This window comes from Pseudoalteromonas sp. TAB23, assembly GCF_000498075.1.
GTDB classification, from domain to species: Bacteria; Pseudomonadota; Gammaproteobacteria; order Enterobacterales; family Alteromonadaceae; genus Pseudoalteromonas; species Pseudoalteromonas arctica.
Genome location: NZ_AUTP01000248.1, coordinates 1 through 26,027, shown reverse-complemented (window position 1 = coordinate 26,027; position 26,027 = coordinate 1). Strand labels below are relative to the sequence as shown.

At 39.4% G+C, this 26,027-nt stretch carries 23 protein-coding genes and 1 pseudogene; 11 read left to right on the top strand and 13 right to left on the bottom strand.

The window, feature by feature from the left end; genetic code table 11:
* Positions 1-26: 26 nt before the first annotated feature.
* From ribD to L654_RS0114955, 7 genes and pseudogenes are all read right to left on the bottom strand, one after another.
* Positions 27-1,151 (bottom strand): bifunctional diaminohydroxyphosphoribosylaminopyrimidine deaminase/5-amino-6-(5-phosphoribosylamino)uracil reductase RibD, encoded by a 1,125-nt coding sequence (gene ribD, locus L654_RS0114985; RefSeq protein ID WP_024589762.1) that lies wholly within the window; start codon positions 1,149-1,151, stop codon positions 27-29.
* A 3-nt stretch (positions 1,152-1,154) separates the two neighbouring features.
* Positions 1,155-1,604, bottom strand: a complete 450-nt coding sequence (nrdR, locus tag L654_RS0114980; RefSeq protein ID WP_024589761.1) for a transcriptional regulator NrdR — start codon at positions 1,602-1,604, stop codon at positions 1,155-1,157.
* 104 nt (positions 1,605-1,708) lie between these two features.
* Entirely contained in the window at positions 1,709-2,965 is a 1,257-nt protein-coding gene (gene glyA, locus L654_RS0114975) for a serine hydroxymethyltransferase (RefSeq protein ID WP_024589760.1), read from the bottom strand.
* 270 nt (positions 2,966-3,235) lie between these two features.
* A complete protein-coding gene (thrC, locus tag L654_RS0114970; RefSeq protein WP_024608326.1) occupies positions 3,236-4,519 on the bottom strand; it encodes a threonine synthase in 1,284 nt (427 codons plus the stop codon).
* 11 nt (positions 4,520-4,530) lie between these two features.
* Positions 4,531-5,466: a homoserine kinase gene (gene thrB / locus L654_RS0114965; protein ID WP_024608325.1), complete on the bottom strand. Its 936-nt coding sequence runs from the start codon at positions 5,464-5,466 to the stop codon at positions 4,531-4,533.
* A gap of 9 nt (positions 5,467-5,475) precedes the next feature.
* Positions 5,476-7,855, bottom strand: a pseudogene (gene thrA, locus L654_RS01000000126165) (bifunctional aspartate kinase/homoserine dehydrogenase I).
* A 228-nt stretch (positions 7,856-8,083) separates the two neighbouring features.
* On the bottom strand, positions 8,084-8,452 hold the full coding sequence (locus tag L654_RS0114955) for a response regulator (protein WP_007587152.1): 369 nt from the start codon (positions 8,450-8,452) through the stop codon (positions 8,084-8,086).
* 366 nt (positions 8,453-8,818) lie between these two features.
* Between L654_RS0114955 and L654_RS0114950 the strand changes: the two genes are divergently transcribed.
* The gene (locus tag L654_RS0114950) at positions 8,819-10,588 is read left to right on the top strand and encodes an ATP-binding protein (RefSeq protein WP_010554589.1); all 1,770 of its coding nucleotides are present in this window, start codon (positions 8,819-8,821) and stop codon (positions 10,586-10,588) included.
* A 102-nt stretch (positions 10,589-10,690) separates the two neighbouring features.
* The gene (rdgC, locus tag L654_RS0114945) at positions 10,691-11,608 is read left to right on the top strand and encodes a recombination-associated protein RdgC (RefSeq protein WP_024589755.1); all 918 of its coding nucleotides are present in this window, start codon (positions 10,691-10,693) and stop codon (positions 11,606-11,608) included.
* A 361-nt stretch (positions 11,609-11,969) separates the two neighbouring features.
* Here rdgC and L654_RS0114935 read toward each other — a convergent pair whose 3' ends face one another.
* Positions 11,970-12,206 carry a YgjV family protein gene (locus tag L654_RS0114935; protein WP_002962663.1) on the bottom strand — a complete coding sequence of 79 codons (237 nt, stop codon included), beginning with the start codon at positions 12,204-12,206 and terminating at the stop codon, positions 11,970-11,972.
* Between the two features lie 288 nt (positions 12,207-12,494).
* Here L654_RS0114935 and L654_RS0114925 point away from each other — a divergent pair, with 288 nt between their 5' ends.
* Positions 12,495-13,151, top strand: a complete 657-nt coding sequence (locus L654_RS0114925; protein WP_002962665.1) for a Crp/Fnr family transcriptional regulator — start codon at positions 12,495-12,497, stop codon at positions 13,149-13,151.
* A 48-nt stretch (positions 13,152-13,199) separates the two neighbouring features.
* Here the strand turns inward: L654_RS0114925 and L654_RS0114920 are convergent, their stop codons facing one another.
* Positions 13,200-13,766, bottom strand: a complete 567-nt coding sequence (locus L654_RS0114920) for a phosphoribosyltransferase family protein (RefSeq protein WP_007377478.1) — start codon at positions 13,764-13,766, stop codon at positions 13,200-13,202.
* 183 nt (positions 13,767-13,949) lie between these two features.
* Complete coding sequence (gene pepB / locus L654_RS0114915) at positions 13,950-15,245, bottom strand: aminopeptidase PepB (RefSeq protein ID WP_024589754.1); 1,296 nt, start codon at positions 15,243-15,245, stop codon at positions 13,950-13,952.
* Positions 15,246-15,368: 123 nt separating this feature from the next.
* On the opposite strand from pepB, the gene sfsA reads away from it, so the two are divergent.
* From sfsA to L654_RS0114875, 8 genes are all read left to right on the top strand, one after another.
* Positions 15,369-16,088, top strand: a complete 720-nt coding sequence (gene sfsA, locus L654_RS0114910; RefSeq protein WP_007587160.1) for a DNA/RNA nuclease SfsA — start codon at positions 15,369-15,371, stop codon at positions 16,086-16,088.
* 316 nt (positions 16,089-16,404) lie between these two features.
* Positions 16,405-16,848, top strand: a complete 444-nt coding sequence (gene dksA, locus L654_RS0114905) for an RNA polymerase-binding protein DksA (protein WP_002962671.1) — start codon at positions 16,405-16,407, stop codon at positions 16,846-16,848.
* Positions 16,849-16,868: 20 nt separating this feature from the next.
* On the top strand, positions 16,869-17,813 hold the full coding sequence (gene gluQRS / locus L654_RS0114900; protein WP_024608324.1) for a tRNA glutamyl-Q(34) synthetase GluQRS: 945 nt from the start codon (positions 16,869-16,871) through the stop codon (positions 17,811-17,813).
* Positions 17,814-17,891: 78 nt separating this feature from the next.
* Positions 17,892-19,373: a polynucleotide adenylyltransferase PcnB gene (pcnB, locus tag L654_RS0114895; RefSeq protein ID WP_024608323.1), complete on the top strand. Its 1,482-nt coding sequence runs from the start codon at positions 17,892-17,894 to the stop codon at positions 19,371-19,373.
* A 4-nt stretch (positions 19,374-19,377) separates the two neighbouring features.
* Positions 19,378-19,863, top strand: coding sequence for a 2-amino-4-hydroxy-6-hydroxymethyldihydropteridine diphosphokinase (folK, locus tag L654_RS0114890; RefSeq protein ID WP_024593696.1), 486 nt, complete (start codon positions 19,378-19,380; stop codon positions 19,861-19,863).
* Between the two features lie 30 nt (positions 19,864-19,893).
* Positions 19,894-20,688: a 3-methyl-2-oxobutanoate hydroxymethyltransferase gene (gene panB / locus L654_RS0114885; RefSeq protein WP_007587166.1), complete on the top strand. Its 795-nt coding sequence runs from the start codon at positions 19,894-19,896 to the stop codon at positions 20,686-20,688.
* Positions 20,688-21,536, top strand: a complete 849-nt coding sequence (gene panC, locus L654_RS0114880) for a pantoate--beta-alanine ligase (protein WP_007587167.1) — start codon at positions 20,688-20,690, stop codon at positions 21,534-21,536. The genes panB and panC overlap by 1 nt, the downstream gene beginning before the upstream one ends.
* A 33-nt stretch (positions 21,537-21,569) precedes the next feature.
* Entirely contained in the window at positions 21,570-21,806 is a 237-nt protein-coding gene (locus tag L654_RS0114875) for a hypothetical protein (RefSeq protein WP_024608322.1), read from the top strand.
* Between the two features lie 233 nt (positions 21,807-22,039).
* Here the strand turns inward: L654_RS0114875 and L654_RS0114870 are convergent, their stop codons facing one another.
* The 3 genes from L654_RS0114870 to phoB all read right to left on the bottom strand — a co-directional run bounded on the left by L654_RS0114870 (position 22,040) and on the right by phoB (position 25,186).
* Positions 22,040-23,008: a phosphate ABC transporter substrate-binding protein PstS family protein gene (locus L654_RS0114870; protein ID WP_010554592.1), complete on the bottom strand. Its 969-nt coding sequence runs from the start codon at positions 23,006-23,008 to the stop codon at positions 22,040-22,042.
* A gap of 115 nt (positions 23,009-23,123) precedes the next feature.
* Positions 23,124-24,431, bottom strand: coding sequence for a phosphate regulon sensor histidine kinase PhoR (gene phoR / locus L654_RS0114865; protein ID WP_024608321.1), 1,308 nt, complete (start codon positions 24,429-24,431; stop codon positions 23,124-23,126).
* A 65-nt stretch (positions 24,432-24,496) separates the two neighbouring features.
* Positions 24,497-25,186 (bottom strand): phosphate regulon transcriptional regulator PhoB, encoded by a 690-nt coding sequence (phoB, locus tag L654_RS0114860; RefSeq protein ID WP_006791869.1) that lies wholly within the window; start codon positions 25,184-25,186, stop codon positions 24,497-24,499.
* Positions 25,187-26,027 lie beyond the last annotated feature (841 nt).

The following is a 26,027-nucleotide window of genomic DNA, read 5'->3' as shown; positions in this document are numbered from 1 at the left end:
GCGCTACTCTTTTTTATTAAGTGATTTTAATGAGTTTTTAACGCGGTGATACGTAAATCGTCACCAATGCGCGCACATTCATTAAATGTTAAATCAACGGTGTTTTGCATACTCGTCAATTCAGGAAAATTAACTAAACTTTTTGCATCATGGCCCATTAATTTAGGCGCCAAATAAAAAACAAACTCGTCAACTAAATCAAGCTCTGTCATTTTACCAGCAAGTGTTGCCCCGCTCTCAAGCCAAACATTATTAAACTGTAGTTGCCCAAGCTTTTCTAAAACAGCCTGTAAATCAACTTTGCCGTTACTTTCACTTACTTCAATATGCTTTACAAAATGCGGCCATTGCAGTGATTTATCAACCTTAGTCGTAAATATTATTACATCACTTTGGATTTTAAATAAAGCAAGGTTGGGCGTTAAACGATTCTGTGAATCAATTATAACACGCACGGGCTGGCGAAGCGGTAAATCGGTAGGTAGCGTGCAAGGCAACTCGCTTAGTCGCACATTAAGTTTAGCATCGTCTACTAACACGGTATCGGCACCGGTTAAAATAGCGCAGCTTTGCGCTCGGTATAATTGTACGTCTTGGCGAGCAGCGGGACTTGTGATCCACTTACTTTGCCCATTTTTAAGCGCTGTTTTACCATCTATGCTTGCTGCCATTTTACAGGTCACATAAGGTAAGCCTTGTTCCATTCGCTTAAAAAAGCCAACGTTAAGTGCGCGAGCTTGTGATTCAAGTAATCCATAAGCAACTTCAATACCGGCATCGCTCAGTATTTTAAGGCCTTTGCCTGCAACTTGTGGGTTTGTATCAACCATAGCGGCAATTACTTTTACAACGCCCGCCTTTTTTAAGCCTTCAGCACACGGTGGCGTACGCCCATAATGACTACACGGTTCAAGCGTTACATAAGCCGTTGCACCTTGTGCACTATTACCAGCTATTGCCAGTGCATTTACTTCAGCATGGCCTTGACCTGCTAATTGATGAAAACCCTCACCAATTATTTGATTATTTTTAACTAATACACAGCCAACATTAGGGTTAGGCGTGGTAGTAAACCGGCCTTTTTTGGCAAGTTCTATGGCGCGTGCCATATACATTTCATCATGTTCGGTAAAAGTAGTTTGGCTTTGCATTTATTACTCCCCTAAGCGGGCAATTTCTTCGCCAAATTCGCGTATATCTTCAAACGAGCGATAAACAGAGGCAAATCTTACGTACGCTACTTTATCGAGCTTTTTGAGGGCTTCCATAATGTATTCACCCACCAAATGGCTTGAAATTTCTCGCTCACCCGTTGCGCGTAGTTGCGATTTTATTATATTCACTACTTCGTCTACTTGCTCGGTGCTCACTGGGCGTTTTTCGAGTGCGCGATTTAAGCCATTTAATAATTTATCTTCGTTAAATGGTTCGCGGCTGCCGTCTTGTTTAATAACACGAGGCATAACCAGTTCAGCGCCTTCAAATGTAGTAAAGCGCTCGTGGCAGTCGTTACACTCACGACGCCTGCGAACTTGATGGCCTCCGCCAACAAGGCGTGAGTCAATAACTTTAGTATCTTTTGCGGTACAAAATGGACAATGCATAGCTCGGTACTTCCGTTTTAAAACAAAAAAGACCGCTAAATAGCGGTCTTTTATCTTAGCAAAAATTAGGGCCTATGTGCTCTAAATTACTGCTGCTTATGCAATTAAGCGTAAACAGGTAACTTTGCACAAATTGCTTTTACTTTTTCTTTAACTTGCGCCTGTACAGATTCATCAGTGATGTTATCTAGTACGTCACAAATCCAGCCAGCAAGCTCTTTTGATTCTTCTTCTTTAAAACCACGACGAGTAATTGCAGGAGAACCAATACGCAAACCAGATGTTACAAATGGTGAGCGAGGGTCGTTAGGCACTGAGTTTTTATTAACTGTGATGTTAGCGTTGCCTAGGGCTGCGTCTGCATCTTTACCAGTGATATCTTTATCGATTAAATCAAGTAAAAATAAGTGGTTTTCAGTTTTGTCAGAAACGATTTTGTAGCCGCGCTCTTGCATTACAGCAACCATTGCTTTTGCGTTTTTAACAACTTGTGTTTGGTATACTTTAAACTCTGGTTGAAGTGCTTCTTTAAATGCCACTGCTTTTGCTGCAATAACATGACATAAAGGACCGCCTTGGCCACCAGGGAAAACAGCGCTGTTAAGCTTTTTGTAGATTGCTTCGTCGCCACATGCAGAAATAATCAAACCACCACGAGGGCCTGCAAGTGTTTTATGCGTAGTTGTAGTTACAACGTGTGCATGAGGAACAGGGCTTGGGTAAACGCCTGCCGCAATTAAACCCGCAACGTGAGCCATATCAACAAACAGATAAGCACCGATTTTGTCAGCAATTTCACGGAATTTAGCCCAATCAACAATACCAGAGTACGCTGAGAAACCACCAATAATCATTTTTGGCTTGTGCTCAAGTGCTAGTGCTTCAACTTGTGCGTAATCAATTTCGCCCGTTGCTTCATCTAGTCCGTATTGGATTGCATTGTAGAGCTTACCAGAGAAGCTTACGTGAGAACCGTGAGTTAAGTGACCACCATGAGCTAAGCTCATACCTAATACAGTATCGCCAGCGTCTAATAATGCTAGAAAAACAGCAGCATTAGCTTGCGAACCAGCATGTGGCTGCACGTTAGCGTAGTCAGAACCAAATAATTCGTTAGCACGGTCAATTGCTAATTGCTCAACAACATCTACATGCTCACAACCGCCATAATAACGTTTGCCTGGGTAACCTTCTGCGTATTTGTTTGTAAGCTGTGAACCCTGCGCTTCGAGTACGCGTGGGCTACAGTAGTTTTCTGAAGCGATTAGTTCGATATGCTCTTCTTGGCGAGCAGTTTCTTTGGTTATCGCGTCAAATAACTCTGGATCAAAATCCGAAATATTCATGCTACGTTCTAACATTGGGGTCTCCTAGGGCAACGTGTATGGTGTTTTTTTAGAGGCTTTATTGTACGCTTTAAACGACTCTTTGCCTACGCTCTTAAGTTGAGGATATTTAAACAGGGATTGAAACTATTTCACAGCTCTTTTAAGATGATATTTTTTTATAAAGCCATAATAATTTTAAATGAATTATATTTACTACATTTAATTAGTAAATATAACCAAGTGTATTCATCCGTATAAAGTTATAAAAAAAGCGGCTCAAGCCGCTTTTCCTTTTAATTTAACTTAGCCTAATTTAGCGAGCATTTCGGTACGTAACTCGTCGTAATCGGCGTTCATATCGCTTGCTAGGCATGGTTTTGCTAGTGCATCAGCAAGTGGTTTTGGCATACCTAATTCAATATTTAGAATACCCTCTACGCTTTCTTTAAACTTAGCAGGATGAGCTGTCGCTAAAAAGATACCCGCTGTACCAGGTGCACGATTTTCAACAAGACCTTGGTAAGCAATAGCAGTATGAGGCTCTGCAACATAGCCCGTTTGTTGAATTTTTTTCATCACGGCTTGCGTGTCTTGCTCGTTTACGCTTGTTGAATAAAAATTATCGTAGCTAAACCAGTTATTATCTAACATTGTTTGTACACGCGGCCAATTGTTTGGCTTACTTACATCCATCGCATTTGAAAGCGACTCAAGCGTTGCGTTTGGCGTCCAGTTTTTATCAAGCATAAAGCGCGGCACAGTATCATTTTGATTTGTTGTTGCGCTTAATTTACCTACAGGTAAACCAATAACCGCACCAATCATTGCGGCGCACACATTACCAAAGTTACCACTAGGTACTGATATATGTGCTGTTGCGCGTTTTTCTTTTGGTAGCTGTGCGATGGCTTCAAAGTAGTAACAAACCTGAGCAACTAAACGGCTAATATTAATTGAATTAGCTGAGTTAAGCCCAAGTGTTGATTTAACTTCTTCATCTAAAAAGGCATTTTTAACTAGCTCTTGGCAATCATCAAAGCTGCCCTCAACTGCGTAACAATGAATATTGTTACCTAGCGTAGTAAATAGCTTTTGCTGAGCAAGTGAAATTTTGCCTTTAGGGTATAAAATAACAACATCGATATTTGGTTTATTGTAAAAAGCATGCGCTACAGCTGCACCGGTATCGCCCGATGTTGCTGTTAAAATAGTTACTTTCTCGTTTTTGTTAAACTGCGTTAAACACTCTGCCATAAAGCGACCACCAAAGTCTTTAAACGCAAGTGTAGGACCATGAAACAGCTCTAAACAGTATGTGTTCTCTTCAACTTCCACCAGCTTAACTGGAAAGTTAAATGCATTTTTAACCATTTGTGCCACAGTATCGCTTGGTAGCTCATCACCAATTAGGTGCGATAATATTTTGCCGCTGCGCGTAACAAAGTCCATATCAAGCAATGCATCAACATCGGACAGTGGGGCCAGTGATTCTGGGAAAAATACACCTTGGTTACGACCCAAACCTGTTTTTACGGCTTCAACGAACGACACTTTTTGTGAACTATCTTTTAAATTATGTAATTGCATGACTAACTATCCTATAAAACTGTTAATTGACGCGTGCCGTCGTTATCTAATTTACAAATGTGGCAAAAGCCTTGCTCGTTAATGTAATTGGTTTCTAACCACTGCGCGCATTGCTGTGCAGCTTCAAGTGTTTTACACACAGTAAATAAGGTTGGTCCTGCGCCCGAAATACTGACTATTTCAGCGCCCAGTGCTGGCAAGCTTGCTTTGGCTTCACTAAAGCCTTTAATGAGCGGTGCGCGGTAAGGTTCTGCTATTTCATCTTTCATTATGCTTAGCGCATCGTCAAAACGATTAGTTAACAGTAAGCTACTAAATGCCGATAAACGCTGCGCAAACTCAACACTCGCATGCATGCTCAATTCTTTAGGTAAAACAGAACGCGCTTTTGCAGTGTTGAGTGAAAAACCAGGAAACGCAGCTACGTAATACCAGTTTTCATCAACCGGAAGTGCAATCGATTTATCAGGAATTAAATCACCCGTTAGCTGCAAACCACCTAAATAACATGGCGTGATGTTATCGTAATGACGACCGCCGCTTACTACAGCTTCAAAGTCAGCCATCAGTTCAATAAGCTCAACCTGACTTAAATTAGTTTTTGCAAACTTATCAAGGGCAGCAAAGGTAGCCACGACCGAACACGCGCTAGATCCAAGCCCTGAGCCAATTGGTAAGTTCTTTTTAAGCTCGAGCTTTACGCTTGGCATATTAGGCGCAACATGCGCTCTAAAATGCACTAAGCACTGGTACGCTAAATTTTCATTAGCATCACTTGGTAACTTGTGAGCGTACTCGCCTGTGCAAATAAATTCGTCGCTTGGTGCTGCGCTTACAACGGCTACATCACCTAACAAACTGCCATCAATTGGCGCAAGCGCTACGCCAAGTGCATCAAAACCCACTGCAAAATTACCAATAGACGCCGGAGCATATACTTCAATCATAACGAGCTCCTAGCGCGATAACGTTTTTAAAATATCAGCAAATACACCCGCGGCTGTTACNTGGCTGGTAGTATTGGCTTAAAATAGCCAGTGCGTTTTCACCATCACGAATGACACTAAGCGCATGCTTTGCATCTACCGCTTCAATACCTACTTTACAGTGGCCTTCTTTAATTGTGCCTACATAGCGAAGTACCCTACCCTCGCTCGCAGCGCTTTTGATACGGTCGTTAAAATCAGCATCTAAGCTTGGTAGTTTTGCCATAAACTCATCAACGCTATCACCTTGTGCAAAACCTGGTGGTAATACTGACTCAACTTCAATATCGCTTAGCTCTAATTTCATACCGGCTTCGCGAGCGATGATCAATAACTTACGTGCTACATCGGTACCCGATAAATCATCACGAGGATCTGGCTCAGTAAAGCCACTTTTTTTGGCCTTAATAGTTGCCTCAGAAAGTGATAAACCATCTTGAAGTGCGCCAAACATATACGAAAGTGAACCTGATAAAATACCGCTAAACTCTAATAACTCATCACCGGCACCAAATAATGACTGTAGGTTGTCGATTACTGGTAAGCCTGCACCTACGTTTGTCTCGTATAAAAATTTACGATTATTCTTTTGCGTTGCTGCAATTAAATCTTGGTAATACGTGTATGAGCTTGTTGTTGCTTTTTTATTGGCAGCAACCACATGAAAACCTGCATTTAAAAAGTCTACATACTGCGCAGCAAGTGCATCCGAAGACGTACAATCAACAAGCACAGGGTTTACTAAATGATTTTGCTTAACAAACTGCTCTACTAGTTTTAAATCAAACGCCTGCTCAGATGAGGCCAATTTTTGCTGCCAATCACCAAAAGCAATACCTTCACTATCAAGGTGTAATTGACGAGAGTTAGCAACACCATACAAATTAAGTTTAATATTACGTTTTTCAAGCCACGCTTGCTGGCGCTCAAGCTGATTAATAAGCTCTTGCCCTACTAAGCCACAACCTAGTAAAAACACATCAATTGACGGCACATGCGTGAAAAAGTTTTCATGGCATATTTTTACGGCGTCGTTACATAACTCACCATCAATTACTGCTGAAATAGCACTTTCTGTAGAATCCTGTGCAATTGCCACAATGTTTACTTGCGCTTGTGCAAGCGATGCAAAAAACTTAGCCGCTAAGCCACGGTGTGCGCGCATGTTATCGCCCACTAAAGTAACAATAGCTAAATTGCGCTGAACTTGTACAGGCTCAATAAGCCCTGCTTGTAATTCAAGTTCAAATGCGGTTTGTAGCGCATCAAGTGCAAGTGCTAGGTCTGTTTCGTGTACACAAAAGCTAATGCTAAATTCGCATGATGACTGCGTGATTAATACAATTGATACGTTATCGTGAGCAAGCGCGTTAAATACCTTAGACGCCATACCTACTTTGCCTTTCATGCCTGGCCCTGAGACAGTTAGCATTGCAAGGTCTTGTAGGCTCGAAAGCGCTTTTACTGGCTCATCTGATGAATAATCGTTACCAATTAATGAGCCTTGTGCGTCTGGGTTATGCGTATTTTTAATTTCGCACGGCACACCGGCTTTAGCACACGGCAAAATTGTTTTAGGATGAAGTACTTTTGCACCAAAATAAGAAAGCTCCATCGCTTCTTTATAAGATAAAAAATCTACTTTAGTCGCTTTTTTAATATAACGAGGATCAGCACTGTATACACCATCAACGTCAGTCCAAATTTGGCAAATTTCAGCTTCTAAACATGCTGCTGCAATTGCTGCTGAGTAGTCTGAGCCATTACGGCCAAGCGTTGTAAGCTCACCTTTATCATTACTCGCTGTAAAACCAGGCATGATATAGATAGTTGCAGGGCTTTCTTTAAGCACAGCTTGAAAGCGCGCTTTACTTGTTACTAAATCAGCCTCGGCGTCGATATAACCGCCAGTTGAAGCGATACAGCTTGTTGCTTCTAAGTATCTTGCATCGTGCGAGTTCAATAAAGCCTGCATTAAAGAAACACTAACGCGCTCTCCAAAGCTAATTACAAATGCGCGGACTTGATCAGGGCAACATTGTATAAGTGATACGCCATCTAGTTTATTTTTAAGCTCGCCTAAGTTTGGCCAACTTGTAACTACTACACCACTTTTTTCAACGTCAGCTTTCAAACCTTCACAGCGGCTAACTAATGCTTGCCATTGCTGCGAAAAGTCAGAGCCTTGTTCTGCAGCACTTGCAAGTGCAACTAGCGAATCGGTCATTCCACCTGGAGCAGAAAGTACCAAAAGCATTTCATCTTTTAATTGTGCTTTAACTAGCTGAGCTACCTGTTGTAAGCATGCATAGTCGGCAAGCGAAGACCCACCAAATTTTAAAACTCGCATTGTTTATGTTCCTCATCCCATAAAACGAAAAAAGGCCTGTGTTCTAAGTGAACACAGGCCTTTAAATTTGTTGCACCGACCTATGCCACTATCCAGTAAGAATGATGGTTGTAATAATAATGGTCAGTACGCGATTAATTGTTTTCATATGTTAAGACTGCCTTAACAAAGGCTATGCTGTCAACCCTAAATTAAAAGATAAAACAGCCTTTTTTAACATGAAAAAACCTAATGAATGCCAAATTTATGCAATATTTCGTTTAAGTTAGATTTATTGATAGGTTTATCGATAAAGTCTATTGCGCCAAGTTGTGCGACTCGTTGCTTCATTTTCTCTTGTATATCAGCAGAAATAACTAAAACAAAGCACTCTATTTTTTCTGTTTTTATAGTCTCGAGTACTTGTATACCATCAACTTCGGGCATGGTGAGATCTAAGCACAATAAATCAAAGCTTTGTGCTCGTAAAAGTTCTAGAGCGTGCGCTCCATTTGTAGCTTGTTGTATTTGAGCGTCTATACATTCATTTAAACACCGCACGACTTGTTTACGGGCAACTGCAGAATCGTCACAGACTAATATCGAAAATTTCATCATGTTTACTACTACACAACCATCAAAGTTATTAAAAGGTTATTAAACTAATGCCTTCCATTGCATTTTAGACACTTTAACACGCCTCCAAGCACTCAGCGCATTAATAATTTAATACAATGATAAATATAGAATAAATCCGTTTAAGATATAATTAACCAAAGCAAATACTAATTAAGCCTACAATACATAACAGATAACGAATTTATTAATTTATACCTTGGTTTAAATACTTTGATACTACACGCTCACTTTTTGAATTTATCTTATTAAATTTTAACTTTTTTATTTATTTTTAGAGGTTTATTGACTAACTTTTAAATTACTATCGTAACGTTACAAAAATAATAAAGGATGAACAAGTCACTCATGTTACAAAAAAGTCTTTCTAAGAAGCTACTGACTAGCGTTTTATCCGTCTATTTTTTGCTTACCTTTGTAGTGACCTGTGGACAAGTGCTTGCTGAATACGTCAATACTAAAGACTATATTCGCGATGAACTTAGTACCTTACAAAAAACCTTTAGTCGCAGCTTAACACGTGCAATTTGGGAGCTTAATACCAAGCAAACAATTACAACAGCAGAAGGTTTACTCGCCATTCCCATGATTGAAGGGATTATTGTTCGAGACGACAGCGGCGAAATTATTTCACAGCTAGGGCGCTCTCTTGATATACATAAGCTATATAACCAACAGTTAGTACAAGAAGAGGTTATTTTAGAAGACGCAAAATCGGGTTTATTTGGTTATACCTTTCCACTTATTTTTGAATTCTCAGGTCGTGCTACTCAAGTTGGTGACGTTACCTTATTCTCAAGTCGAGAAGTTGTTTTTAGCCGCATTATGGTATCAATCTACTTTTTGATTGGTAATGCGATGATTAAAACCACCTTTTTGATCATCTTATTTTTAATGGCATTTAGAAAACTTCTTACAGACCCTTTAGCAGAACTCACTGAGCAACTAGAAAATTTAGAACTAGACGAGCTAGAAGGTCAACATATAGAAATAGAAACAGAAGAACATAATGAACTAAAAGTGATGGAGCAGTCATTTAACAAACTAATAGATAAAGTGGTTCAGTATAGAAAAGAGCTTGAACACACCCAAAAAGAACTCATTATAAGTAACGAAAAGCTTGATCAACACAACATACAACTTGAACAAGACGTAGCCCGTAAAACATCCAACTTAAGCCAAGCAATGATGGATTTACAGCAGCAAAAATACGAACTCGAAAAGCAAAAAATTGTCCTCACCGAAGAAGTAGACTTACGCCGCAGCACAGAGCAAGAGTTAATTACAAAGCAAACTGAATCTCAGCGCTATATAGAAGAGTTAAGCCTTGCACAGGAACGTTTACTAGGCACAGAAAAAATGGCTGCGCTAGGCGGACTTGTGGCAGGTATTACACACGATATAAATACCCCTATTGGAATAGGTGTAACGGCGATATCATTTTTACAAGAACGCTTAAATAAACTCGAAAATGCTTATACCGAAAAAACACTTTCGCCAAAAGCACTAGAAGAATTCATTAACGAAGCAAAGCAAAGCACAAGCTTACTAACCACTAACTTAGATAGAGCTTCGGAGCTTATAGCTAGTTTTAAACAAATAGCGGTCGATCAAGCCAGTGAAGCAGTAAGAACCATTAACTTTAAAGATTACACTAACGAAGTAATACGCTCACTGCACCCAAAACTAAAAAAGACATCCCATACTATAAAATTAGAATGTCCTGATGATTTAGTTTTAAATCTCCCTGCAGGGGCTATAAGCCAAATTTTTACTAACCTAATTATGAACTCACTTATTCATGGCTTTGAAGGTAAAAGCAACGGTGTAATGGATATTAAAATAAGCGCTGATGACACTAACTTAACTATTGATTACAAAGATGACGGTAACGGTGTTACCAACGAGCAATTAAAAAAATTATTTGACCCATTTTTTACTACCAAACGCGATGAAGGTGGTAGCGGATTAGGCACCCATATAATGCTTAATTTGGTCAAGCAAACCCTTAGTGGCTCTATTGATGCAACGAGTGAACCGGGCAAAGGTCTGCGTTACTATATTCAATTTCCGAAGAACATGGCTAAGCCACTGCCTATTTTTGATAAATATGAATAAATAAAAGTATATGCATTAAATTATTAGTAACAAATCAGTCATTTCGAGATACTGTTTTTATTGCTATGATTGTACAAATTTTTCAAATGGATCAATTCCCCTATGTGGTTTAGTAACCTTATTTGTTACCGCTTTAAGCAAGACGTTTCATATACTCAAGAAGACTTTGATAAAGCATTAGAGCAAGATTTATTTCGCCCATGTACTGGTCAAGAGCTTGCAACATTTGGTTGGACAAAAGCGTTTGGAAAACATGGCGATACGCTATCGCATTTTTCTCAAAAAAGTATTCTAGTTTGCGCTAAACGCGAAGAAAAAGTACTCCCTGCTTCTGTTATTAATGAACTAGTTGCTGAGAAAATTGATCTGATAGAAGCTGAAGAAAACCGCCCAGTTAAAAAGAAAGAAAAAGACGAATTAAAAGAAAACATTCTTCATACTCTTCTACCTCAAGCATTTAAAAAGTCGAGCTTACAATTTGCCTTTATTGACCAAGAAAACGGTTGGGTTGTTGTAAATAGTGGCAGCTTTAATAAAGCAGAAGAGCTACTAGCACTACTTCGTAAATCGTTAGGAACGCTTCCGGTTGTACCTGCGTTTGCTAACTACGACCTAGATGTATTTTTAACTGATTGGTTAACTAACTTTAGTACACCAGAAGGTTTTGCTATTGGCTCAGATGCTGAACTTGAAGAAGCAGACGACAGCGGCGCACAAGTAAAACTTAAAGGTCATGACCTATCGTGTGATGAAGTTAAATCGCATTTAGAAAGTGGTAAACGCGTAACTAAACTTGCACTTGATTGGCAAGAGCGTCTTAAGTTTATGCTGCAAAACGATGGCTCTATCAAACGTTTAAGCTACTCTGAAACTCTAAAAGAAGAAAACGCAGATATTCCTAAAGAAGATATGGCTTTAAAACTTGATGCTGACTTTATTTTAGCTTCTGAAGAAATAAAGCAATTACTTGAAGAACTAACTGCAGGTTTAGGTGACGTTGAAGATTTAGAAAAAGCGTAAATACCATAGTGCCTACCTGCATAAATATTTAAGCAATTTAACAAATTAAATAGCATATAAGCAGGTTGGTATAACAGATAAAAATCCGATAGCAGTAAACTGCTATCGGATTTTTTTATGAAATTTAGAAGCACTTATTTATATCTAAACCGCGAACAGTATTTAGCTAACGATCGACGTATTAAAACCTAAGGTAATCATCTTTTAAGTAGGAGATTACAGCATGGTTCAAAGGTTCATCAAGGTAAGTTATGTAGAGTGATATGAGATTATCTATATACGCTTCAAGCTGGACTGCACAAAAACTGAAGCTTTTGATTTTAATTAAAACCATTAACTTACTTTGTGCAGATAACTTATTTTAGCTTTTAGCGTCTTCAACTTTAGGTTGGCGATATATTTTTATAATGTGATATAAATTTACAAGCGACAATAAGCCGTTGGTAAAAATAACAGGCACTGCGCCAATGGCAACACCGTATGCAGTAAATACAATACAACCAAACATGTTGTACCAACGTAGTTTTACTACATCTGTCATTGTTAACGATGCAACTAATAAAGCTGATGCAATATAACCTAAATATTCCCAACTCAATTGTTCTCTCCTAGCCTTTAGGTTAGCATTACATGTACTGCTATCTTATGGCACTTGTAAGTATTGCAAAGTTACAACAAAATAAAAAAGCTAACCTGCTTAAAAAACCTGAAAAAGTTTGCCGGAAAATACCAGCAAATTCTTAAATCATTACACGGGAAATGAAGGTAAAATAATACTCTTAGCAAAGCTAATAATATTAGTAGCAAGTTAGCGTAAATTCTTAGTGTCTTAATGCTATCGTCATTAAGATGTAATAAATAGGACAAATGTCCGAAGAGCACATTGATGTTTCAATACCATTTTTCTAGTTACCTTGTTGATCAGCTTTTAACCTTTGCCGGTAGCAGCTATCAACAATCAAAAAAAGAAGTTCTGATCCATCAAGATCAGCCTTTAAGCAAGCTTGTGCTTGTACGCAGTGGCACTGTGTCGTTTAGTTACGACGTAGGTAATGGACGACGCCTGCTGTTAGGACAATTGGATTGTAACAACACCCTTATTGGTGAAATAGAAGCGCTAAATAATAATCCGTGTATATATACGGTAACGTGCTTTAGCGATGTCACTTATAACCTTATTGAATTAAGGCATTGGCGTGCTCTACTGCTTGAAAAACCAGAACTAAGCTTATACACAGCACAAACTATTGCGGCTAAGTTTCAGGAAAACCAAAAAATCAATTTAGATAAGTTATTACTACCACTTAGCTATAACATAGCTAAAGATTGCTTACTAAGGGCCGAGAACAACAACCCTACGCTACTTAGAGCCTACCCAACTGTAAATGCTGAAGCCGAACGTTTTGCTACCACTGAGCGAGCTTACAGACGTGTTGTTACAGAACTTGTAGAAAAAGGCTTGGTACTTAGAAGTAACGATGGCTTGCAAGCAGTCGATATACCAAAACTAAGTGAATACGTAGATAGCTTTGCTCAGCTTTAAAATAAAAAAAGGCCTTAACGGCCTTTTTTTATTTATGCAAATTACTAATTACTTCTCTAGCAAAATGTCATGAATTTTCGCAAGATCAGATTTACCAGCAATAATTTCATCCGGTGTTAAACCCGATAGTTCATGCGGAAACACTAACCACTCTTCAGATTCATGAATGTAATAATCTGGAACAGTGTCTACTTTTGAGTTTTTTGGCTTGTAGTACGGGCATGCAATACGAATATCACGTGGCAAGTTTAAGCGCATAAGCTCTGAAAGCTTTTCTTTTAATGCAACAATACTACGACCTGAGTCAAATACATCATCAACAATTAATAATGAATCACCTGCATTTGCGTTCTCTACAATGTAATGTAAGCCGTGTACTTTAATTTCTTTCGACTGTTTACCAATACCGTAATAAGACGATGTACGTACTGCAATGTGATCAGTCTCAATGCCTTTGTAATCGTAATATTCTTGAACAGCAATACCGATCGGTGCACCACCTCGCCAAATACCAATAATAAAATCAGGACGAAAGCCATCTTGGTATACTTGTGCCGCTACGCGGAACGAATCTTCAAGCAGCTGTTGAGCTGTGATGTAGCACTTATCTGACATAATTAGAAACCCCAGTGGTGGATATAAGATTTGAGCGCAGCTTAGAGTTAAGCAAAAATTAAACTCAAACAGGTATTGGCGACTGATTTTACCGTAAATGAAATAAAATTGCTTGCCTGTAAATTAAAAAATAGGCACCCAAGGGTGCCTATTTTTAGCGTAAAAAGCGTAATTTAGTAAATATTATGCTTTTTCTTGTAAAGTACGAGCAACTGTACGCATACCTTGAGTTGTTGCACCCGCTGCCCATTGACTTGTACTGCCCATGTTAAATGCAGCCGCTAAATCGATGTGTACCCAGCCTTTGCCATCGTTTGGCACAAAGCGCGATAAAAAGCCTGCAGCATTCGATGCACCGCCATAACCGCCACCTTTTTGCGCACGGCTATTTGCCGTATCAGCATAAGGAGATGGGCAGTTTTGTTGATGCCATTTTTCAAGAGGAAGTGGCCAAGCAGCTTCCATTTCTTGAGATGCAAAACTCTCAACTTCACGTACAAGTTCTTTATCAAGTGCAAATAATGCATTGTACTCTTGGCCAACAGCAACAAGCGCTGCGCCAGTTAGTGTTGCTGCATCAATAATAAGTGGAGCGCCAGTCTCCCCTGCGGCCATTAGGCCATCTGCAAGTACTAAGCGACCTTCAGCATCCGTGTTTACAATTTCAACTGTCGTGCCATTTTTATAAGTAAGAATGTCACCTAATTTGTATGCATGACCCGAAATTAAGTTCTCAGCACAACATAAAAACAGTTTAATACGTTTTTCAATACCACGGTTAATAGCCAATGCTAAACCTGCAGTTACTGTTGCAGCGCCGCCCATGTCGCACTTCATACCAAGCATACCTTCGCTTGATTTGATTGAGTAACCACCTGAGTCAAACGTAATACCTTTACCTACAAGCGCTGCACTTACTGGTGCATTTTCGTCGCCTGTTGGGTTGTAATCAAGCTCAAGCAATACTGGCGGGCGAACACTACCGCGACCAACAGCATGAATACCAATCCACTGTTGTTCTAGTAACGCATCACCTTTAATAATTTGGTAACTTACATGCTCAGGCGCTAATGATTGAATAAACTCAGCCGCTTTTTCAGCAAGGCTTTCTGGGTAAATGTCATCGGCAGTCCCGTTAACCATTTCACGTGCCCAAATTGCTGACGTTTTTAAGTGAGCAAGTTCTTTAATATCTGATTGTGCGTTATCAACAAACTCAACACCGTTTAACGATTTTGGTGTTACAAAGCCTTGATAAAAAGCCCATTGGCTTTCTGTACACCAAGCATCGCCTGCTAATTCAACGTTTTTAATACCTTGGATTGCAATAGTACGACCAGCTTTTTGAACATTTTTCAATGTTTCTTGCTCAGACAAATGAACAGTTGCACCGCGCTCATTAAAAGATAATGACGCATTATCGCCCCAATGACTCGCTGCTGCTTGTTCGCTTAGTTGAACAACAAATTTTTCACTCATGTTAGAATACCCTTGCACTTAAATGTGCCACCGAGTTTACTATAGAGCGCTTAAGTTCCCAACAGCTTGAGATAAATAACATAAACCACACTGCTGTGCAGTATTTACGCTTTGGAAGTTATCATGAAGTACACGCCAACTCTGCAACCTGCCACCTTATTAAAACGCTACAAACGCTTTTTAGCTGATTTACAATTAAGTGATGGCAGTGAATTTACCGCCCACTGTGCTAATACAGGTAAAATGACGGGATGCGCAGAGCCGGGTTTTGCTGCTTTTTATTCAACAAGCGATAACGCAAAACGAAAATACCCGCATTCATTAGAGCTTACGCAAAATAACTTATCGCAGCTTATTTGTGTAAATACAGCGGTGGCCAATAAAGTAGTAGAAGAAGCAATAAACAATAATGTGATAAGCGAGCTACTCGACTACAGTCAATTGCAAAGCGAAGTAAAGTATGGCAGCGAAAACAGCAGAATCGACTTTTTACTCACAGACGAAAATAAGCCTGATTGCTACGTAGAAGTTAAATCAGTCACATTATTAAGCGAAGATGCACCACAAAGCGGGCAAGGCTACTTTCCTGATGCGCAAACACTGCGCGGACAAAAGCATATTCGCGAACTAATAGAAATGATCGAACAAGGCCACCGAGCAGTATTACTGTTCGCTGTTTTGCATGAAGGAATAAATACAGTAAGTGCAGCTGCGCATATTGATAAAAAATACGCCACGCTATTAAGCCAAGCAATAATAGCCGGCGTTGAAGTATTAGCATACAAGGCCACAATTTCTGCTAATGAAGTTTTACTTCATAAAAAAATAGTATTTGCACAATAGTGTATTAAACCAAGGGATTGAACTAAGCGTAATTTGCAAAATAAGCAAAGTACTCAAATTAAAAAAAGTTATACAAAGTGAATTATAAAAATTAACTTGTTTTTAAAGCTTTTGCCCACATAACAAGGCAAGTTTTAGAAAGCGAATATGTGAATTAATTAAAAGTGTAAATAGACTATTAATACACTTTTTACTCAGTAAGCATGGTTGAAGCTAATTCGATTAATTAAAAATAAATTTGCCTAGGATATAAGATTCTGTTATTTATACCGCCGGCTAATGCTGAGGCATTAAATTAAGGATTTAGGAGAGAGTTATGCCAGACCAAAAGAAACATGGTTTATTGGCTCAAGCCGGTTTAGAACCATACCAAGAAAAACCAGGCGAAGAGTACATGAATGATGCACAACGTGCTCATTTTAGAGCGATTTTAGAAACTTGGCGTAATGATTTACGTAACGAAGTTGATCGTACTAAATCACACATGCAAGACGAAGCTGCTAACTTTCCTGACCCAGTTGACCGCGCTGCACAAGAAGAAGAGTTCTCTTTAGAACTTCGTACTCGTGACCGCGAACGTAAATTAATCAAAAAAATTGAAAAAACAATTAATTTGATTAAAGAAGATGATTTTGGCTTTTGTGAGTCTTGTGGCATCGAAATTGGCATACGTCGCTTAGAAGCACGTCCTACTGCCGATTTATGCGTAGACTGCAAAACACTTGCAGAAATCAAAGAAAAGCAATCTGGACGCGGCTAATTAATACTTATTAATTAGTTATGTCTCCTACAGCCGTTACTGCGCCTATGCGTAAATATCGCGGTCGTTTTGCACCGTCTCCTTCTGGGCCATTACATTTTGGCTCACTTGTAGCGGCTGTGGGTAGTTATCTAGATGCAAAAGCTAACCAAGGAGATTGGTTAGTTCGTATAGAAGACATTGACACTACGCGCGTGGTTAAAAACGCCGACTCCGATATTCTTAATACCTTACATGCCTACGCCCTTCACTGGGACGAACCTGTTGTATATCAAACGCAGCGTCTGCCTTTATACCAAGATATTACCCACTCACTTTTAAAACAAAAACTTGTTTATGGTTGCACCTGTACTCGCAAACAAATAAAAGCCATTGGCGGTATTTATCAGGGGCATTGCCAAGCACTTAATCATAATACTCAATCCGGTGCGCTTCGCTTAGTTCAGCAACATCCAACGACTCAATTTAATGACTTAATTCAAGGTGATATAACGGTAAATAGCGCCCTTTCCCATGAAGATTACTTAATTAAACGCAGCGATGACTTATTTGCATATCAACTTGTTGTGGTCGTCGATGATATTGATCAAGGGATTAACCGAATTGTAAGAGGCGCTGATTTAATTGAGCCAACCGCACGGCAAATTAGTTTATTTAAACAACTCGATAGCCCTGTGCCTGAATTTGCTCATTTACCTTTAGCGGTTGCCAAGCCTGGTTTCAAATTGTCTAAACAAAATTATGCTCCTGCCATTAGCAAACAAAATCCAAAGCCTGCTTTAATTAGTGCATTTGAATTTTTAGGATTGCCTGTTATAGCTGATTTAATCGATTTAAATATTGAACAATTAATCGCTTGGGGAATTAAAAACTTTAGCTTAAAACAGGTACCACAAGTATCCGAAATACAAATTTCTCAGCATCCACGTAGTCAGAAAGTCCAATTTACACATTTAAGTAAATAAAATAGCTAAAAACGGCTTAATTTCAACACATCAACTTAATTTTTAAACCCTGCTGGTATATGATAGCCGCCTAAATATATGCTAATTACGTCAAACAGCTTGTACTGGGCTATAACCGCCCCATTTGCTGTAACTTTTGATTGCGATGCAGAGTCAATCACACCTTCTAGGAGACAGACTATTATTTCCAAGCTTTTTCAATTTTGCCGACAAATAATCGGCCCGAATACCAGTGCCGAAAGCGCTTCTGTAAGCAGTGAACCTATTGTTGTCACTCGTGGTGAGCATGGTATTTCTCGCAAACAATTTAGCCCAAATGCAATCAAAGTATTATACCGCTTAAAAGACGGTGGCTACGATGCCTACCTTGTTGGTGGTTGTATTCGCGATATATTGTTAGGCCAACAGCCAAAAGATTTTGACGTAGTTACTAATGCAACGCCAGATCAAGTAAAAAAACTATTTAGAAACTGTCGCCTTATTGGCCGTCGCTTTCGTTTAGCACATATTGTATTTGGTCGTGAAATTATTGAAGTGGCGACTATGCGTGGCCACCACGAAGCGCAAGAAGACAAAAATCAAATAAGCCAATCAAGCGATGAAGGCCAATTACTACGTGACAACGTATTTGGCAGTATTGAAGAAGATGCAGAACGCCGCGACTTTTCAATCAATGCACTTTATTACTCAATCAAAGATTTTAGTATTCACGATTACGCCAACGGCTTAGCGGCAATTAAAGCTAAACAAATTGAGCTAATCGGCGATCCTGAAACGCGTTACCGCGAAGACCCTGTTCGTATGTTACGTGCAGTTCGCTTTGCTACTAAACTTGATATGAGCATTGCGCCTAAAAGTGAAAAGCCAATTAGTGAGCTTGCAAGTTTGCTTGATAACATTCCGCCGGCACGTTTATTTGAAGAAATTCTTAAGCTGTTTTTAAACGGCAAGGCCGAAGCTAACTTTTTAATGCTGCGTAAATACGGCTTATTCCGCTCACTGTTTCCTGAGCTTGATAAAATCTTAGATAAAAATCCAAGTGGCTTAGAACACACGCTTATTCAGCAAATGTTTCAAAATACCGACAAACGTATTAATGCAGATAAAAAAGTAACACCAGCGTTTATTTTTGCCGCACTACTTTGGTTCCCACTGCTTGAACGTACTAAAAAGATTCAAAGCCAAGAGCAACTACCTGAGTACGATGCTTTCGCACAAGCAATGAATAAAGTACTAAGCGATAACTCACAACACATTGCGGTTCCTAAACGCTTTACTTTAGGTGCTCGCGATATTTGGCATATTCAGCACCGTTTGGATAAACGAGCAGGCCAACGTGCTTACAGACTAACGCAGCAACCTCGCTTTAAAGCCGCCTACGACTTTTTACTCTTACGCGTAGACGCAGGCGAAACACAGCATACTGAGCTTGCCCAGTGGTGGACACAATATTTAAGCCAAGATATAAACGGCCAAAAAGAGATGGTTAAAAACTTAGGTCACCAAGGTGGTCCTAAGCCGCGAAAGCGCCGTCGACCGACTAAAAAGCCAGCTGAGTAATAACATGTACTGTGTTTATTTGGGTTTAGGTGCCAACCTAAACTCACCAAAAGAGCAGCTTGATAACGCGGTAATCGCGCTTAAAAAGCTGCCTAATTGTGAATTTATAAACGTATCGCATTACTATGCAAGTAAGCCTATGGGCCCACAAGATCAACCAGACTATATCAATGCAGTAGCGTGCATTAAAACGACCCTTGAGCCAGAGCAATTACTTGATTTAACGCAACGTATTGAACTTGAGCATGGTCGAGTAAGAAAGGCTGAGCGTTGGGGTCCACGCACTCTTGATATAGATACTCTATTATTTGATGATCAAATTATAAATACGGTGCGCTTAACTGTGCCTCATTATGGTTTGAATAATCGCGAGTTTGTGGTTTATCCACTATTAGAGCTTGCACCTGAACTTATTTTACCAAGCGGCATTGCATTAAAAACTATTGCAAATAACTTACCGCTCAACGACTTACAACAATTACCTCTGTAATTAACCTAGGCTTTTGCCTGCGAGGATATTATGTCTAAAATAACCGTTTCTACTTTAAATAAAATGAAAGCAGAAAATAACAAAATTACTGCATTAACAGCCTATGACGCTAGTTTTGCAAAGTTATTTCATGATAACGGCGTTGAAGTTATTTTAGTGGGCGACTCTTTGGGCATGGTACTACAAGGCGGCGATGACACCCTTGGCGTAACCAATCAAGATATTGCATATCATACCCGCTGTGTACGCGCTGGTAGCCGCGAATTATTTGTAATTGCTGACTTACCTTTTATGACCTACTCAAGCGTAAGTGATACTTGTAAAAATGCAGCTGAGCTTATGCGCGCTGGCGCAAACATGATTAAACTTGAAGGCGGAGAGTGGCTTTACGAGAGTATTAAAACGCTTACTCAACAAGGTATTCCAGTTTGTGGGCATTTAGGCCTTACACCACAGTCAGTACATGTATTTGGTGGCTTTAAAATACAAGGTCGCGAAGAAGACAAAGCACAAAAAATGATTGATGACGCAAAAGCACTAGAAGCTGCTGGCGCACAATTATTAGTACTTGAATGTATTCCAAGTGCACTGGCAAAACGCATTACAGACGCTCTAAGTATCCCAACAATTGGTATTGGTGCGGGCAGTTTAACTGACGGCCAAATACTGGTAATGCATGACCTTGTTGGTATTTCAGCAGGTTACATTCCTAAATTTTCTAAAAACTTTTTGCTCGAAACAGGCAATATGCCTGCAGCCGTTCAAAAGTATTGTACAGACGTTAAAAATGGCGCGTTTCCAAGCGCTGAACACGAGTTTAAATAATGCAGTCAATTACTGAAATCAGATCGTTACGTAGTCAAATTAAAGCATGGCGCCAAGCGGGTCTTAGCGTGGCTCTTGTGCCAACAATGGGCAACTTACACCGTGGGCATTTTTCGCTAGTAGAAAAAGCAAAAAACTTAGCCGATAAAGTCGTTGTGAGTATTTTTGTTAACCCAATGCAATTTGGTGCTAACGAAGATTTAGATAACTATCCTCGTACACTAAACGAAGATAAACAAGGCCTTGCAGAACTAGGCACTGATATTGTATTTACCCCAAGTGTAGAGACAATTTATCCAAATGGACTTGGCGCACAGAGCTTTGTAGATGTGCCTGATATTTCATTAGGTTACTGTGGTGGCTCACGCCCTGGTCACTTTAGAGGTGTTGCCACGGTAGTTACAAAATTATTTAATCTTGTACAACCCGATTACGCCTGCTTTGGTGAAAAAGATTTTCAGCAACTGCAAGTAATTAAAACCATGGCGCGCGACCTATCAATTCCGGTTGAAGTTATTGGTGTACCTACAATGCGAGAAGTTTCTGGCCTTGCTATGAGCTCGCGTAATGGTTACTTATCTGATGAGCAAAAAGCGACTGCAACCGTATTATTTAAAGCACTTAATACATGCGCTGAGCAACTTAAAAGCGGCGAAAAAGACTTCGTAAAACTTGAAAGCTTAGCTAAACAGAGCTTAGAGCAAGCTGGCCTAAAGCCAGACTATTTTGAGATTGCTCAACGAGATACATTAAAAACTGCTACAATCGAAGATACTCAATTTGTTATTTTAGCCGCAGCCTATTTTGGTGGTGTTAGATTGATCGACAATATTCAAGTCGAAATTTAATATTATTGCGACTCCATTTTAAGGATAAGAAGCATGCACACTTTAATAAAAACAAGCGTAGTCGCCCTTACTTTTACACTATTAGTAGGTTGCCAAAACCAAGTTGAAAACCCTGAAATGAATCAGTGTGCTCAACAAAATTACCAATGCGAAAGTACATGTGAACAGCAAACAACTGCTGAGGGCTTAAAGCAGCAAGTATGCTCTGGTAAATGTGTTGAGAGCTATAATCAATGTAAAGCACAAGCCGAAAAATTAGGTAATATTTAATTCCTTAAAGTTTTTAGTTTTAGGCATAAAAAAACCGCTCAGTGAGCGGTTTTTTATTGCCTATGGTTTATCATACCAATTTTATTAAAAACATGACCATTCTAGCGTATTAAATAACTCACTAACTACGTTAAAAATTATTTATATAGAACAACTATGTATCATAATTTTAGCCTTGTTATTGCGCTATTTTCTTATCGCTATAATAACTCACTAATTTAATGCAATTGGTATTAGTTCAAACCCAGCTTTTTAAGTTCTGTTTTTACTAGCTTTGCAGAAAGTGGTACATAACCATCTTTTTCTACAATTTGCTGACCATCTTTTGAAAGTACCATTCTTAAAAATTGTTCTTCCATAGGTGATAGCGGCTTATTCGGGTGTTTATTCACATAAACATATAAAAAGCGCGATAGCGGGTATTTACCTTGCGCAACGTTATCAAGTGTTGCATCAACAAAGTTATCGCCTTTTTTAGCAAGCGGTACTGTACGTACGCCCGATGTTTTATAGCCGATACCAGAGTAACCAATTGCATTTAATGAAGATGAAATTGACTGTACTACCGATGCAGAACCCGGTTGCTCATTTACGTTATTACGGAAATCACCTTTACACAGTGCTTTCTTTTTAAAGTAGCCATAAGTACCTGACACTGAGTTACGTCCATAAAGCTGAACGTCTTTAGCAGCCCAATCGCCTGTTAGGCCGACATCGCTCCAACGATTAACTTGCTCTGGTGCGCCACATTTACGAGTAGATGAAAAAATAGCATCTACTTGGTCAATACGAAGACCTTCAATTGGGTTATCTTTATGTACAAATACAGCAAGTGCATCAATAGCTACGCGAACTTCTGTTGGCTTATAACCGTAACGTTTTTCGAACGCTTCGATTTCTTTAGATTTCATTTTACGGCTCATTGGACCTAGGTTAGCTGTACCTTCGGTAAGTGCCGGTGGCGCAGTAGAAGAACCTGCCGCTTGAATTTGAATATTTACATTTGGGTAAATACGTTTGTACTCTTCAGCCCAGAACGTCATCATGTTGGCTAAAGTGTCAGAACCTACTGATGAGAAGTTACCTGAAACACCACTAATTTTTTGATACTCAGGAATATCTTGATCTAAAGCAACTGCTTGTGCAGATACGAAAGTTGTAACAGCCACACCCATTGCGGCAACTAAGTTTTTAAATTTCATGTAGGGTTCTCCGGTTTGTTCGTCCCATTTTCTAACTGCTGCCCACTCTAAAGTGAGTACATGACAGTTACATTACTCTTAAATGACACTTTTATGACTTTGCTTTTCAGCCTAATTACTTAGCTAGCGAAACTGTCTTATCTATTGAAAATTCGAAAGAAAAACACGAACCTTTGTTAACTTCACTGCTAATATTTAATTTACTATCGTGGCGCGTTAGTACATGTTTTGTAATCGCAAGCCCTAAACCTGAGCCACCTGTTGTTCTGCTCCGGGCTTTATCAACACGATAAAAACGCTCAGTTAAACGGTTAATATGCTCTGGCGCAATACCATCACCATTATCGGTAACACTAAAACACGCTTTATTGTTTTTGCGCTGCCAACACACTTCCACTTTGCCACCGGGTTTAGTGTAATGAATGGCGTTAAATACTAAATTAGAAAACGCACTACGCAGTTCATCCTCAGAGCCTTTAATATCAAGGGTTTTATCAATATTAAAAATAAGCTCATGGCCTTTATCTTGATTAATTGAGTTTGCCTCAGTGTGAATATAACCAAGTAATTGCGGTACGTTTATAGCTTTATCGTTGTCTTGGCGACGAGCACCTTCAATACGCGAAAGCGATAATAATTGGCTGACTAAGCTATCCATGCGCTTGCATTGTTCAAGCATAGTATTTTGCGCTTTGTTCCACATTGCTGGCGGCGGCATCATGTCGCCATCCATCATCTCAAGATACCCAGTAACCACTGTAAGCGGTGTACGTAGTTCGTGTGACACATTGGCTACAAAGTCTTTACGCATCTGTTCTAGCTGTTTTAAGCGCGTTACATCACGCACAACAACCATAAGTTGCGTGCTTGCATAAGGCATTACCCTAAATTCTAGTACTTGCTCAATGCTATGGCCGTTATCCAGCTCAAGCGCGTCGTCAAATTCACCTTTGTGCATGTATTTAGCAAACTTAGGTTCGCGAATTAAATTATCAAGACGCTGACCATGATCGGTTGGCCACTGCAAACCAAGCACTTTAAGCGCTAGTTGATTACACCACACAATACTTAAATCATTTTGCAGTACCACTACCGCATCAGGTACTGCTTCAGCCCCATCGCGAAAGCGACGAATTAAATCAGCAAGCTCATTACGTTTTTTACGATTACGGTGCTGTAGATGATAAATACCTTCAAACACTTGCTCCCATGCACCCTCGCCCTCAGGTGGATTAAAGCTACGTTGATTAAGTAGCCAATCGCTCAAACGATAAAGTTGATGGTAGTGCCAAATAAGGAGGGAAAAAGATCCTAAAAATAAAAGCAAAAATGGCGCGCCAACTAGCACACCAATTAATAGTAAGGGTAAAAAATAGATAAACAGGCGCTTTACTAACGCCTGCTTATTAACAACTCGATACATACACTCACTTTACCTTAGAGTAGTAATACATGCGTATTTCATACATTAGCTAAGCTTTAAGCTGATCACAGCTTACTTGAAAAACGATATCCAGCACCACGTACAGTTTGCACCAAACGGTCATGTCCAAGTGGGCCAATTGCTTTACGCAGACGACGAATGTGCACATCAACCGTGCGATCTTCTACGTAAACATTAGTTCCCCATACATGATCAAGCAGTTGTTCACGGCTATAAACACGCTCTGGGTGAGTCATAAAAAAGTGCAGTAATCTAAATTCGGTTGGCCCCATATCAAGCTCATTACCTTCTGAGGTAACACGATGCGAAATAGGGTCTAAACGCAGGCCATGTACTTCAATAGCTTCTTCTAATGAGGTTGGCGATACACGGCGAATAACCGCTTTAATACGTGCCATAAGCTCTTTAGGAGAAAACGGCTTAGTGACGTAATCGTCAGCACCTACTTCAAGGCCACGTACTTTGTCTTCTTCTTCGCCGCGGGCTGTAAGCATAATAATTGGGATTTGGCGGGTGTGTTCGTTTTGCTTAAACTTTTTAGCAATTTGAATACCGCTTCCACCTGGTAACATCCAATCAAGTAAAACCATATCTGGGTAAGGTTCAACCATAGCTGCAATAGCAGAGTCGTAATCTTCTGCTTCAATTGCTTGAAATCCATTTTGCTCTAAAACAAAAACCAACATCTCCCTGATAGGAGCTTCGTCATCTACGACTAGTACTTTACGTGACATTCCAATTTATCTCTTACGCTATCGAATTAGTTTTCATTATTATGACTAAGTATGACATTTTTATGAAAGTGTAACGTGTAAATTAAAATGGTGGTAAAAAAAACACAAATTAGTGACAAAAAACCTCATTAACGTCATATTTTTAAAACCTTTTTAATATTTAACGTAATAAAAAGAGATTTACGATAAATTTATAAAATAGCTAATTTTTGAAATTATCTGCTTTTTGTCGCTAGTTAAATCATTAAATAATACAAAATTAACTGGGATCATTGTTTTACTAACCAAGACTTTTTTACAGATCGATCGTTTAAAAGTAACTTTAAAGCTATTTTAAAATTAACAAACCCGCCTGTGTAACAATCAATACGTTTAAAAATAGATCTAAATTTTACTAAGCCCAAAATAAAGGATCAGATTTTTACCAAGCCGATCCACTCTCAGATCAGAGTTGTACCTAGTCAAAGCCATAAGTTGTTGATTGTTTATACAAATAAATAACGATCAAATTATCTCAGAGCCTAAAATAGCGAAAAAGTGTATTTGGCTTAGTAAAGTAATGATCCGAAAAGGCTGTGTTAGTAAATGCGTGATCCCAAAGTACGGCGTTGATAGTACAGTGATCTGATCAATAGAAGCCGTAACCTGCAATATAAAAAGGGCTGACATTAAAAAAGCCAGCAACAAAGTTACTGGCTTAGGGCCTGTTGACCTTTCAGGATTAAAATTTGTTCAATCTAGGGGCGATTTAATCGCGGCGTGAGGTTTGTAACCTAGCGGGCTAAGTAAAAACCGAGCAACAAAGAGTAAATTGCCCCTAGGCAGAACCCTTCGGGCAGCG